10 protein-coding genes are annotated in these 13,538 nt (G+C 39.3%); 2 read left to right on the top strand and 8 right to left on the bottom strand.

The window, feature by feature from the left end; translation table 11 throughout:
• Nucleotides 1-202: 202 nt before the first annotated feature.
• From BDD39_RS05040 to BDD39_RS05030, 3 genes are all read right to left on the bottom strand, one after another.
• Nucleotides 203-1,555 (bottom strand): aspartate aminotransferase family protein, encoded by a 1,353-nt coding sequence (locus tag BDD39_RS05040; protein ID WP_166908702.1) that lies wholly within the window; start codon nt 1,553-1,555, stop codon nt 203-205.
• Between the two features lie 136 nt (nt 1,556-1,691).
• Nucleotides 1,692-3,158 (bottom strand): CoA-acylating methylmalonate-semialdehyde dehydrogenase, encoded by a 1,467-nt coding sequence (locus BDD39_RS05035; RefSeq protein ID WP_166908700.1) that lies wholly within the window; start codon nt 3,156-3,158, stop codon nt 1,692-1,694.
• Nucleotides 3,159-3,360: 202 nt separating this feature from the next.
• Entirely contained in the window at nt 3,361-4,971 is a 1,611-nt protein-coding gene (locus tag BDD39_RS05030; protein WP_166908698.1) for a PucR family transcriptional regulator, read from the bottom strand.
• 446 nt (nt 4,972-5,417) lie between these two features.
• Here BDD39_RS05030 and gabP point away from each other — a divergent pair, with 446 nt between their 5' ends.
• A complete protein-coding gene (gabP, locus tag BDD39_RS05025) occupies nt 5,418-6,815 on the top strand; it encodes a GABA permease (protein WP_166908696.1) in 1,398 nt (465 codons plus the stop codon).
• Between the two features lie 288 nt (nt 6,816-7,103).
• Here gabP and BDD39_RS05020 read toward each other — a convergent pair whose 3' ends face one another.
• The 4 genes from BDD39_RS05020 to BDD39_RS16665 all read right to left on the bottom strand — a co-directional run bounded on the left by BDD39_RS05020 (nt 7,104) and on the right by BDD39_RS16665 (nt 12,218).
• A complete protein-coding gene (locus tag BDD39_RS05020; RefSeq protein WP_243845988.1) occupies nt 7,104-7,898 on the bottom strand; it encodes an NERD domain-containing protein in 795 nt (264 codons plus the stop codon).
• Between the two features lie 38 nt (nt 7,899-7,936).
• A complete protein-coding gene (locus BDD39_RS05015; RefSeq protein ID WP_166908694.1) occupies nt 7,937-8,455 on the bottom strand; it encodes a hypothetical protein in 519 nt (172 codons plus the stop codon).
• Between the two features lie 620 nt (nt 8,456-9,075).
• On the bottom strand, nt 9,076-9,927 hold the full coding sequence (locus BDD39_RS05010) for an Rpn family recombination-promoting nuclease/putative transposase (RefSeq protein ID WP_166908692.1): 852 nt from the start codon (nt 9,925-9,927) through the stop codon (nt 9,076-9,078).
• Between the two features lie 158 nt (nt 9,928-10,085).
• A complete protein-coding gene (locus BDD39_RS16665) occupies nt 10,086-12,218 on the bottom strand; it encodes a Piwi domain-containing protein (RefSeq protein ID WP_166908690.1) in 2,133 nt (710 codons plus the stop codon).
• 104 nt (nt 12,219-12,322) lie between these two features.
• Between BDD39_RS16665 and BDD39_RS05000 the strand changes: the two genes are divergently transcribed.
• Complete coding sequence (locus tag BDD39_RS05000) at nt 12,323-12,433, top strand: hypothetical protein (protein WP_166908688.1); 111 nt, start codon at nt 12,323-12,325, stop codon at nt 12,431-12,433.
• Nucleotides 12,434-12,793: 360 nt separating this feature from the next.
• On the opposite strand, the gene BDD39_RS04995 is transcribed toward BDD39_RS05000, so the two are convergent.
• Nucleotides 12,794-12,976, bottom strand: coding sequence for a hypothetical protein (locus BDD39_RS04995; protein WP_166908686.1), 183 nt, complete (start codon nt 12,974-12,976; stop codon nt 12,794-12,796).
• Nucleotides 12,977-13,538: the final 562 nt, after the last annotated feature.

Genomic DNA, 13,538 nt, shown 5'->3' with positions numbered 1-13,538 from the left:
TCACCGACAGATGGGGGCGTTCGTTATTCCACAATCGGTCTAAACATGTGCGCATCATCATACGTTATAGCATACGATAATTGAAAAAACTGAAACAGAAACAACTTCACATCACTGCCGACGTCTTAACCGCTACAGACAAGTTTATTGGTGAATAATATGCCAAGTACATGTAGAAATCACAGAAAATGATAAAGACCCCTTATTTAATTTCCCATAATGCATCTGTTAACGTATTTATTAAGAATGAGAGATCTTTGTCCTCAATATTCAGCGGTGGAGATAATGTTAGCACGTTGTTGTATCCTGCCACTGTCGCACCGTTTTTCCCAATAATCAGACCGTTTTCTTTACAAATGCCAACCACTTTATTAACAAGCGAAACATCAAGAGGCTCTTTCGTGTTTTTGTCGGCTACTAGTTCAATTCCAATCAACAAGCCTTTTCCGCGCACATCGCCAACGTAAGGGTGGTCTTGCAGTTTATTTTTTAATTCATTTAGCAGCCGTTCGCCTACTTCCTTCGAACGCTCAAATAAATTTTCTCTTTCCATAATTTCAATATTTTTCAATGCTAAAGCGCATGCGGCAGGATGGCCGCCAAACGTGTTGACATGACGGAAATAGTCATATTCTTCTGTTCCTTTAAACGCCTCATAAATCTCTTTTCTCACAGCGGTCGCCGATAATGGCAAGTACGCGCTTGTAATTCCTTTTGCCATCGTAATAATATCCGGCTTTACCCCATAGTTCATGAATCCAAACGGTTTGCCTGTCCGTCCAAATCCACAAATCACTTCATCTACAATCAACAAGGCGCCGTGTTTTTCGCACACTTCTTTTACGGCTTTCATATATCCTTCCGGCGGTATTAGCACTCCTCCTCCAGTGATAATCGGTTCCATGATTACCGCCGCAATCGTTTCGCTCAACTCCCATGTCATCACATCGTCAATTACTTTGACGGACCGTAAATCTCGCGGATTTTCCGCTTGATCATTGTCACGATAGCTGTCTGGAGGCGGAACATGAATAAACCCAGGCGCAAGCGGTTCATATTTATATTTCCGTTGTGCCTGTCCCGTTGCGGCAAGAGCTCCCATCGAATTTCCATGGTACGCCCGATACCGGGAAATAATTTTATACCGGTTATACTCTCCTCTTTGCTGATGATATTGCCTCGCGATTTTAAATGCAGTTTCATTGGCTTCGGAGCCGCTGTTGGAAAAGAAAATGACATATTCGTCCCCTAACAGCTCATTTAATTTCTCCCCAAGCTGAATAGCCGGTACATGGCTTTGAGTAAGCGGAAAATACGCAAGCTTTTTTAGCTGTTCGTAAGCTGCTTCCGCTAATTCCTCACGCCCATATCCTACATTCACGCACCATAATCCCGCCATCGCATCCAAATATTTTTTTCCTGTATGGTCGGTAACCCAACAACCTTTCGCTTCTGTCACCACTATCGTCGCATCAGGATTATACGGCTTCATCGAATGCCATATATATTGACTATCTTTCGCAAGCCATTGCTGGTTTTGATGAACCTGAACCATTTCTCTTCCCTTCTTTCTATTGTATATAAAGTGAACTCCTTCCATCTGAGCTTCGTTTCAAAAGCGGAGGGATTCTTGTCATTATTTCGCTCAGCTTCATAAAATTTATAAGCCGAAAATTTCTTTCAAGATCGAGCTAAAAATCGAATCGAGAAGTAATCATTTTTTTGCGTGTATAGAAGTTTACTCCATCTTTTCCATTTACATGGAGATCGCCATAAAACGAATCTTTCCAGCCGGAGAACGGGAAGAACGCCATCGTTGCCGGTACACCTACATTGATTCCTAACATTCCCGCATCCGCTTCTTCACGGAATTTGCGTACAGCTTTCGCATCTTTCGTATAAATGGTCGCACCATTTCCGTATCGAGATTTACGAATGTATTCAAGCGCTTCGTCCAAGTCTTTGGCACGCAGCAAGCTAAGAACAGGAGCAAAGATTTCTTCTTTTGCAATCGTCATATCCGGGGTGACGTGATCAAAAATCGTTGGACCAAGGAAGTTCCCTTCTGGCATTTCATCCATTTCTTTGCGGCCATCCCGAAGGAGCGTTGCCCCTTCTTCAATCCCTTTTTGAATGTAGCCTAATACTTTTTCACGATGGGACTGGCGAATAACTGGGGTTAACAGTACTTCCGGATCCATGCCATTTCCAATAACAAGCTCATCTGCCTTTTGCTTTAATAGTTTTACAAACTTCTCATTGTCGCCGACAATAACCACCGCGCTGCAAGCCATGCAACGCTGCCCCGCACTTCCAAAAGCGGAACTAATCACGTGCTGCACCGCTGTCTCTATATCAGCATCAGGCATAACGATATGATGGTTTTTCGCCCCGGAAAGCGCTTGTACACGTTTGCCTTGTGCCGCTGCACGTTCATATACATACTTAGCGACAGGTTGAGAACCAACAAAAGAAATGGCTTTAATATCCTCGTGATCGATGAGGGCATTAACGACATCATGCGCTCCATGAACGATATTGAGCACTCCTTCTGGTGCCCCAGCTTTTGTAAACAACTCCGCTAGTTTATTGGCTAAAATTGGTGTTCTTTCAGATGGCTTTAATACAAACGTATTCCCGCAAGCAATCGCCAACGGAAACATCCAGAGAGGCACCATCATCGGAAAATTAAATGGCGTAATTCCTGCGACTACTCCTAAAGGATAACGGAACATTTCCGAATCAATACCTTCGGCAATTCCCGATAGTGACTCCCCCATCATTAATGTTGGAGCACCCGCAGCAAATTCCACGCACTCAATTCCCCTTTGAATCTCACCATACGCTTCTTTATAGGCTTTTCCGTTCTCTTGAACGACAAGCTTTGCTAATTCTTCGCGATGCTCGTTCAATAAATAATGAAATGTAAACATAATCCGCGCCCGCTTAGGAACCGGTGTATTTTTCCATGTTTCAAATGCTTTTTTGGCCGCTTGGACAGCTCTGTCTACATCTTCCTTCGTCGAAATCGGAACCCGCGCCAGCACTTCCCCTGTCGCCGGATTTGGCACTTCCAACGTCTCTGTCCCGCTCGATTCTATCCATTGTCCATTAATAAAGTTTTTCAAAATAGTTGTTTCCTTCTTTGTCACAGCCATCATAAAAACCTCCTTTCTATATTTGACTATTTTAAATTATTTAACTTTAACAAAATTATCTCTTAATTTCCAATATCCTTCATTAGACAAAACGTAAAAATTTTAAATATGTTTATTCCACAATATGACCAAGTGTCTTTGCCAAACGATAACCATGTTATATACATAAAAAATAAAACTCCTCTACTTTTGTAGAAGAGTTTTACTTATGATTTTGTACATATTGGGACTCGTCATTTGACATTAAATACTCGTATGCTTTGATCATAAATTCAATAGCTAACCGTTTTTCCGGATTCATAAAATCGTCGCCCAATAATTTTTCTAGTTTTTGGATGCGATGATAAAGTGTTTGTCTAACCACAAACAATCTTTTGGCCGTTTCTTTTTTCGAGCCGTTGCACGCCAAATACACCTTTAATGTTTCCATCAACTTTCCATTATACTTTTTGTCATATTGAATAACAGGTTCCAAATATTCCATTACCACCTCATACAAGTCGCTATATTTATGAATAAGCGAAATAATACGATATATATGTAAGTCCTCGTAAAAATAGCTATTTGCTTTTTCTCCCAGTTGATTTTGAATTTTAATGGTTTCTAAAGCAGTTTGATAGCTTTTGTCCATCTGAGAGATGTTTTCCACAAACTTCCCAACTCCTATAAGGAAGTTCGGTATTCTTTTCTTATTCGCAAAATCAGATTCCATCAAATATTTAATTCCCATCTTCATACGATTTTTCCATGTTTTTATGTCTCGCTTATTTACCATAATAAACACAACACTATTATGAAAATCAACAGGAAATGTGGAGAATCCCTGTTGTTCAAAAATAGTTCGAAACAATAATTTGAAATAAGTAATGTCTAAGTTTGAGTACTGTTTGGATGATTTGAATCTACAAATACTTACAAATCCACCTTTTGGTTTTAATTCTGTTTCATGGTCTGTTAAATAGTCAAAAATAGCTTCACTCGAATGCTCTCCTTCTAACCAACTCTTTAACCATTCATTTTCTTGCGCCCGCTTTTTTTCCTCCACATATAAATCCCGCAATAAATGCTGGGCAAGAGCAGTAGCCGTTCGATCTAAAATGAGAAGGTCAAATTCACTAATTTCTTTATCGATGGAAACAATGGATAATTCCGCATACTCATTACCAAAGATTCGGATGGATTGAGTGGCTGTCTTTTGCTGTGAATGAAGCACAGAATCAAACAATTGCTGTTCTTCTTTAGATTGTTTCACATATTTCGGTACTAACTCTACCTCTTTCCCATTTATCTTAAAAATGACTTGATGACCTAAATAATGATGTAGAAATTTTAAAATCTCATCATAATGATCAATCGATAACAATTTCTTGTTCAATTCTTGTGAATAGGACTCTAGGTTGGAGATGATTTGATAATGCTGGTTAATTAAATAGGTGTGAATATCCTGGGTGATTTCGACGAATGGGACTTCTTTAAGAAAGAGAATGATGGGAAAACGGTGTTCGTTGGCTAAATCAATAATCTCTTGTGGAATGGAAGAAGCATAAGTTCCCATTTCAATGCATAATCCGGATGCATCACATTCAATTAGCTGTTGCACAAAAGATATAAACAATGATTTATTTTCTCTCCATCCTACTCCAGTGGATAAGATCAGTTCTTTTCCCCTCAATAGCTTATTAATTTTTGTCACTTCCATAACATGCACCCATTTTACCGTGCGATTCAAACCTTGATGCCCAGCTACAATTTGGATATGTTCAAAATGCTTCCTTTTCAAGATATCGGAAACCGTTAATTTAGGAGTTTTCATACACTCTTTTATCACTCCTTTGTGCAACAGAAAATTTAAATATAATGATAATATTCAATATATTCTTGTTTTTTCCTTCTTATAACGAATAAACGAGTTGTTCATCATGAACAGGTTAACGTATAAGGTGAAAAACGGTAAAACACACACTAAATCGCAAGATATTCACAATGAACGAACTAACCATTCACATCAAAAATAGGCTTGGAGAAATTTTTCCAAGCCCATGATTTACTACTTGTTATTTAACTTGCATATCCTCATTTTTCTAACATCCTCAAACCAATATCATTTAGTATTTTACAAATCGTCAAATAGATAGCCTATTTTTGTTTACATTTTGTGTAGTGATATGTAACCGCTTTCTAAATAAACTAAGGTATAATAGTATTTATCTAATTATTCTGATAATTTTGTAACAAACTATTTACAAGGAGGGGATTTTTTTGGCAAAACAGGACACAGGTCTGCAAAAGGGATTAAAGGAACGTCACATGACAATGATCGCAATAGCCGGGGTCATCGGTGCAGGTCTTTTTGTGGGAAGCGGAGCCGTCATCCATTCTACAGGTCCTGGAGCGATTGTTTCCTACGCATTAGCCGGCTGTTTAGTCATTCTTGTAATGAGGATGTTAGGGGAAATGGCTGCGGCTCATCCAACGAGCGGCTCCTTTTCCGCGTATGCACACGAAGCTATTGGGCCTTGGGCTGGATTTACCATCGGATGGCTTTATTGGTTTTTCTGGGTAATAGTGATCGCCATTGAAGCAAACGCAGGCGCTTCTATTATTCAATATTGGTTTAAGGATATTCCTATATGGCTATTAAGCTTAATTCTCACCATATTACTAACGCTCACAAATATTTGGTCAGTAAAGTCATATGGAGAATTTGAGTACTGGTTTTCTTTCATCAAGGTCATGAGCATTGTTTTGTTTTTAATCATCGGAGTTGCTTTCATATTCGGCCTCTATCCTGGCAGCAGCCCAATGGGGTTGAAAAATCTAGTCGGAAATGGCGGATTTATGCCTCATGGCATCAGTTCCATCCTTTTAGGAATTGTCGTTGTTATTTTTTCATTTGTAGGAACAGAAATCGTTACGATTGCCGCGGGAGAATCCGCTGAACCGCAGAAAGCAGTATCTAGAGCGATTAAGTCTGTCCTGTGGAGAATCCTAGTTTTTTATATTGGCTCGATCGCTGTAGTAGTCACTTTGTTGCCTTGGAACTCCGCAAGCGTTTTAGAAAGCCCCTTTGTTGCGGTGTTAGAGCACGTTGGCATCCCAGCCGCCGCACAAATCATGAATTTTATTGTATTAACAGCCGTTTTATCTTGCCTAAATTCAGGGCTATATACCACTTCAAGAATGCTTTATTCCTTAGCGGAAAAAGGAGAAGCTCCAAGACGATTCCTCAAGCTAAACAAAAACGGTGTACCCGCTCAAGCTGTTATTGCTAGCACATTCTTTGGGTACATAGCAGTGATCATGAATTACGTTTCCCCAGATAAAGTGTTTTTATTTCTCGTTAACTCCTCGGGAGCTATTGCCCTGCTTGTATATTTAGTTATTGCGGTTTCACAATTACGTATGCGGAAAAAACTTGAACAAAACAATCCTGAAGCATTAAAGATAAAAATGTGGTTATTCCCGTATCTAACCTATTTGACTATCTTGGTTTTATTAGTAATCCTTATCTCCATGTTATTTATCAAATCCATGGTTTCCCAATTGCTATTGACACTCTTAATCACTGCCGTAGTGATTATTTCTTATTTCGCATTTGCCAAAAAACGCTTACAAAGCGGCTATAACCAACAAGCATCACCGCTGGCGAAAGACTAAAATAGCGCTGACCAAGCCATTCACCGGATGGGAAGAGCATAGTAATATCCAAAAGAGTCCGCAATCTATATTGACTAGGACCGTTTATTTCCTTAAAAAATCACCTGTTCGCCATTTTCCCAAGGTGGTATTATCCCCTGCAAGTAGACAGCGAAAAAAGAGGACATTGATATGATGTTCTCAACAGTCTACTTGGAAGGGGATTTTTTTTGGCGAAGAAAGGACAAACTAGTGCGTCCAAAAACGATCGAACAGGCTTACCAGGCGATGGAAGAGTATATTATAAGTTCAGCCAATCGACTGCGTAAACTTGCATTTCGGATAATTATTGCAACCTTTAAATGTCCCGAATTTCCCTTTCCGAACGATTAGAACACCGCCGCATTTCGGACAGCGGTTTTGCTGTATATGTTGTTCCGCCTGCCTTTGCTTCGTTTGAATCGTTTGCACGTGCCGCTTCTTCACTTCTTTTTCTTGCTGTTTGTCTTTGACAAGCGCAGTTTCTAATTTTTGGGTCAACAGTCGCTTTGTTTCTCCATCGATTACGTTTGTTTCATGCTGCTTAAGTACTTGCTTCAATTGTTTCGGATAAACCACGTAAGCATGGGAAAAATGAGCATCTGATTTAAACTTTGCCCGCGGCAGAAACACGACAATCGAGTGAATCGGAATATGCGAGAACGCCTCCCCGAGCCAGTTTCTTAATGCCTTGATATGTCCTTTGTTTTGCAAAACGGGATTGAGAAATTTTTCTTTTCGTTTGTAAATTACTTGTGTCCAGTATTTTGATGTTTCATCTCCGAAAATCCAGCCGCTGTAATTTTTCGTTTCGATGACAAACAGGCCTTGATCGGAAAGGATAATATGATCAATTTGTGAAGTGGAACCATCCTGTTTAGGAATATACAGGTTATGAAAAGCTTTGTATTTTCCAGATGATGTTGCTTCTATCTTTTTAATTGCTTTACGGACTTTATATTCTCCATACGATCCGATCCATTCCGCTTCTTTCGACTTGATCCATCTTGCCAATAAGGCAAACAAACATAAAAGAAGAAGTGTATAAAAAATACTCATATTCATTCACTATCCCATCCCTTGTCATATCCCCCGTATTGCTGTTACAGACCGCTCAATCGACTTCTCTCAATTCTTATCGTATTGTCTTTCCCATCAAGCATATCAGCGCGCTTGCTGCCGTAAATGCGCAGCCATGGGGAGCCTTTGACCGCCTTCACTGACAGCCGTGCTGTTCCACGAATCTGCTCTTTTTCGATATCCACGCACTCGATAAATTCGTCCCAGTAGACGATGGCAATGACTTGGTTGTAGTCGCTTAATTGCTTTTGCTCGCAAATGAAGGCAAAGATAAATTCTTTTTCCTTGCTGTTTTCCTGATGAATCTTGATGATTTCCTCAAGCTCATTGTCGCTAAACGGAAAGGACCAAGTAAAATCCTTGGAACCTGATGGAGTGGTATTGTACTTCGTATAAATGATATAACTCGCTTTATTCGTCATTACTTCGTAAATTTGACGCTTGTCATTTTCTTTTTCAAACAAAGCCGGTGCAAGTCCCCCGTTGACCAACGCAGAAAGCAACGCCCCGTAATAGTAATCCGCTTTGCAAATCGTTGTCATCATGATCCCCTTTCTTATTCCTAAACCAAAAATCTCATTTAATTCGATTGTACCAACATTTGTAGAAAAACGTTGTCGAATATTGTAAAATCATTTACAAATTTCCTATGCATAATTAACTAATATACCATCTGAAAATTCAGGCGATCGAAACAAAAAAGCTACCCCATCATCTTAGGGTAGCATTCTCCTTTAGCGGGTAACAGCAGGTACCAGGCCAATACATATCTGAGAAAAAGCGAAGAATAAAACCATTAAAAAACGCTGTGCCAGCTCTTTATTTAAACAAGCGGTCGTGGTCAATCGTTATACATTCACTCCACATGCAAAATATCGTTTTAAATCTCTTTATTTCCTCCCATAATGTATACGTTCTCGCTCTCTGTTAAATTCTTCATGCAACTTCCCTTGTTCATATTCCATCAAATAATTTAATGTCTGCTCAATGGTTGCTATTTTCATTGTTATTAATATATCGGAAGAAGTACCCGCATCATCTAATGTTCTCTTGTATTTCTCTAGTTCCAAAAGGCGCTCCATTATTTCTTTAAATCCTCTAATCGTCTTTTCATCCTTGTAAATAAAATCACGTTCGAGCAGATGCCAAGCACTGTCCCTTCCTACTCATCTTTTACCCTTTTATGAACTTCTTCTTCCGTTAGGTCAAATATATGTGCAATATCGGCAATGCTCATTCCTTTTGCAATCATTTTTCGCATCATTTCACGCTCTTTTTGCTTAGCTCCTTCACGTTTTCCCTTTTGTTCATACGAAATCAACAATTCCAACACTTGCTCTTTTTCTTTCGTTTCCATTTGATTCACCTCGTTTCGTAATCGCTGTTCTTCTTCATCCGACAATTTCACATATATTTCAAAAAAGCCCATTAACAGTCTCTGCTTTGCTTCATCCAGCTCTAAACGAACTAACATGCGTAAAAACTGTTTTTTCAATTCGATTCGTTCACTTTCAGTATAACCCATTTTGCTTAACAGCGCAGCGGCGATCGGGTTGTCAATGCGAATGTAGTTGCGCCAATTTTGTTTGCGTAGTTCGATGGTAAAAAAACGGAAGTGAAGGATGTTGCCAAAAGGAAGTTGAAGCGTAAACGAAGAGGGTTCGTCGCGGATGGTATCGTAGCTGAAAACGGCAATCGGAACGACATTCGTGCGGTATTTCTCAAACAAGCGGCTGAAGTAAATGAACATCCGTTCAGGAAACGACGGTTGCACGTAGCTTTGATTTTCAATATGGACGATGATCAGCCCGTCTTCCCCTTTTAATTTCGTTTCGACTAACAAATCGACGCGATACTTCTCCCCTGCCGTTACATCGGTGAACAGTTCTTCGGATAAAAAGGACAAATGCTGAAAATCAATATACTCGTACATTTCGGGGAAAAAGAGAAGGATAAACTCTTCAAAAAATGCTTGGATCAACTCTTTGAACAAGCGGTCATGGTCAACAGCCATACATTCACCTCACATGTGAAAATTCACATACGTTATTTCGACAACATGTGCGAAATTCCTGCATGGGATAAAACAAAAACAGAGAGCCAAGCAATGACTCTCTGCTTCTACAAATTCCAGTAATCCTTAGAGAGTGGCGGGAGAGCAACCATTCCATATCACACAAACGGCAATGCCCGTTCATGCTTTGAACGCGGATGAATGAGCCCTCGGTTATGGAAAGTAGAGCTCAAATCGGCGTAATGGATCGTAATCGGCAAACGTGTCTTCAGCATGGAATGAATATGCATAAACGATAGCTTATATATATCGGAGACAATCTCATGAATCGATAAACCGTTTGTTTTTTGCACAATTTTAATCGGTTGGGCCATGCCGACTGCCTCTTTCGGGTCCGTCGCGCATAAATACGCCATGTTTCCTTTCGAATAATATACCCCTTGCTTTGTCATCCATTTTCGGTTGGAGTAAACAGCCATTCGTCTTCGCGTTTTTTTGATGACTTCCACAAAATCAAAAGGAATTTGAAAAGACCGCAAATAAGCTTGCAAAAACTCTAAATCCTCCCGGCAAGCGCCATCGCGGTGAAAAGTAATATGCCGCGGCTTCGCTCCATATATTTGTTCGTAGCTGTATATGCTTTCATTCACAATCTCTTCCATTGTGGAATTGGCGATTATTTCCCCTGCTTCCGCCGTGGCAACTGATTTTTGTTTAATGATTTTCCCATCGCGTCCAATAACTTGAATGATTCCAGAGGCGTGCTTTCCGTGTTCATGGCTGACATCCAAGCCAATGAAGCAATCTGAATGCATCGGGCTGGCCAAGATCCAAGGCTGAACTCCTGCCTTAGCATAAATCCCCAGCAAAATATTATAGTAGTGAAAAATATTATTTTCCGTAACTAAAGAAGAAGTGAACCCAACAAATTGCGTCATTAAGTCTTCTTTTCCACCAAATTCTCTTTTAATCGCCACATATGCGCGGTCAATATTCTCCTCTGTTCCAATGACCACTACTACCGTTCCACGGAACTGGTCAGTAATGGATTTCAAATAATACGACAGGTTATCTTGCCTAAAAAAGTCTTTTGGCAATTGACCGTATAGTTGGCGCGGCTGATCGGAAACATTAAGCTTTACTCCAAGTGCTTCAGACATTGATTCTAGCTTTTTTACAAAACATCCTACTTCTTTTCGTTTTTGTAGGTCATAGTTCAACTGTGGATCAACAAAAAAACTAACAGCTACATCGCTCGGTTCATACACTCCCGACTGCTTGAGCCCTCTATAAATCTCATTTGTTTTATATCCTTGTCCAAACGCCATCAGTGGGGAATCCAGCTCATTAACATCATAGCCTAGATTAACCGCCCGCACATTTTCTTTTTTGAACGTCAACACTTGTTGTTGCCCAAGTAAGCGAAACGCTTCTGTATAAAGCTTAAACATTTTTTCATGTGGTGACAGCTTAATCAGGCGATTCACTTTTTTCGTCATCGATGGCGGCAATTGCTCATATGAACAAGTTAACTTTAATAAATGGGGCAAATAAGGAAGAAGATGACCGTCTCTGTTTTTTACATGTACAACCGGTGTTTTTTCATGAACCCCTTTTAGCTTCCACAGTTCATTTTTTTCTAAGTAATAATCAATGACACTTTGTTGTAAAAACGGACTTTTTTGCCCGGCTGTATAGTCAGCCATCCCCACAAAAGTGTAATAGTATGCTCGTCTATTAAATGGATCGACAACCTCCATTCCTTCTTTGAGAAGCGATGGATCATTATTGATCACATCTTGCAATGTTTTTCGATATTCAAAACGGTGCTGATAATCAAAACCGACGAAAATATCTCCATTTTCTTCGACTGAAAAGGAAATATAGATCGCCGGATGAATGCTAATTTCACCGACATGCATAGACTGTTCATTGGCTAAACGGAATAAGTCGTTATCCATCTTATAGCTGCTTTTACAACGATTCTCTAATTCTTTCTTTAATAATTTTTCTAAAATTGTTCTTTCCATAGGCAAAGAACATTGAATGGGCCGATGTTCGTGCTGAATATAACGATGATCTCCCCAATGACAAATCTCTTCAAACGACGCTATATACTGTCCGTGCGCCGCCACCGTTATGTACGAATTTAGCTTTCTCAGTTCATAAGCGATCGAGTGAGCATAAGAATATTTTTCGTGCGGATTAGATAAAGGAACCGTATAAAGATGAATGGGAATATCCGACGCTTTTTCATTCGCTTTACATTCAGAAAAATAATAGTGGTTCACAATCTCACCGCCTTTCCAAATCGATCCACGGTATATTATATCATCATCTTTCGGAATTATAGTAAGAATAGAATGATTTAAAATAAAAATCTGAATTGAGTATCATGCACGAAGCCAAAATGAACCCGACAAATCCTGTTGTATGCGATTATATAGCTATAATGACTGATTATTATGCTAAGCAACTTTATAAACCGTATTTTTTAGAAAGTTGAATTTACACATTGAAGCTGTCCCGGAAGGCCGGTAAAACCGGTGTTTGGGACAGCTTCGTTCTATTTTCATCCAAATGGATGATCTAAGATCATGTGCAAATACTGAGGAACCATTGGAACATAACCTGAAGGCTTGCAGCCGATTAAAGTTCTACTTTTGTTCAAGAATGACTTCTTTACATAATATCTTTACCCAAGGATGTGTATAATCAAAAGTATAGATGTTAATGTGATGCAAGCCCATATTAGTCTGTCGGCTGTTGTACACCCTTTCAAATAATACGATCGTAAACCAACTATTCACGTTAATCTCGTCTTTTGACAGTTGGGTAAACTTACTTGGCATACTAAATTCTGCTTTTAGGCAGTCCTTAAAAACAGTGTCAATTCCCTAGTTTCACTCTTACCGTCTTGTATATCCCAATAACAATCTACGCTGATTGATAAATCTGTTAAATGATTAACCCATTTGACACCCGTTATTATACTGTCGGTAAAATCAAAAGCGTTCTCAATTTCTTCAATGTTACTTGCAATAATCAATGAAACCGCCTTCTTTCAGAAAAAAAACTTTGTGCATTTGAGAAATATTCTTTTTCCTCTGAAGATGGATTTGGTGATTGATAAAGGAAGATCATGGTAGCAGCGCATTCTTAGAAGAAAATGATCATGAACCATGTTAATGTAGTCAATTTTTTGTTTTTTGATGCCATTTTAACACGTTGTAGAGATGCCTGCTAGCGATAAACAAAGCAATTCGTGAATACGAAAAGGTCCATCCCCTAAAATAAAAAGAGCGACACGATGCCGCTCCTCTTCTTGACCTGTCATCCATATGAATGACAGGGTTTATTCATAATTTGAAAAAGGGATTCTAAAATAATGTGCTAATTTACATTAATCACTCACGTTCTTTTGTCCCAATTCTTCTTCAATTCAATGAGACCGTTCACCGCAAATGTTAAAAAGCTGATCATTTCTCCCATAAACTTTTGCGGGATATTTTTGAATGGTTGAGGTGCTTGCTACCAAGTAAAAATTCCACAATCAGCTTCCGTGTTAAATTTTACGGTTTTATAGCAACTGTAATAAGATCGATGATATG

This window comes from Saccharococcus thermophilus (assembly GCF_011761475.1).
GTDB classification, from domain to species: Bacteria; Bacillota; Bacilli; order Bacillales; family Anoxybacillaceae; genus Saccharococcus; species Saccharococcus thermophilus.
The sequence above is the reverse complement of the archived record's forward strand: the minus strand, read 5'-3'. Positions and strand labels throughout refer to the sequence as shown.

Bases quoted from the DNA above. Each gene is read 5' to 3' on its own strand.
- BDD39_RS05010 (WP_166908692.1), bottom strand. From the start codon at position 9,927: ATGGCTGTTGACCATGACCGCTTGTTCAAAGAGTTGATCCAAGCATTT.
- BDD39_RS05030 (WP_166908698.1), bottom strand. From the start codon at position 4,971: ATGAAAACTCCTAAATTAACGGTTTCCGATATCTTGAAAAGGAAGCAT.
- BDD39_RS05000 (WP_166908688.1), top strand. From the start codon at position 12,323: ATGCACGAAGCCAAAATGAACCCGACAAATCCTGTTGTATGCGATTAT.
- BDD39_RS05020 (WP_243845988.1), bottom strand. From the start codon at position 7,898: ATGAATATGAGTATTTTTTATACACTTCTTCTTTTATGTTTGTTTGCC.
- BDD39_RS05040 (WP_166908702.1), bottom strand. From the start codon at position 1,555: ATGGTTCAGGTTCATCAAAACCAGCAATGGCTTGCGAAAGATAGTCAA.
- BDD39_RS05035 (WP_166908700.1), bottom strand. From the start codon at position 3,158: ATGGCTGTGACAAAGAAGGAAACAACTATTTTGAAAAACTTTATTAAT.
- BDD39_RS05015 (WP_166908694.1), bottom strand. From the start codon at position 8,455: ATGACAACGATTTGCAAAGCGGATTACTATTACGGGGCGTTGCTTTCT.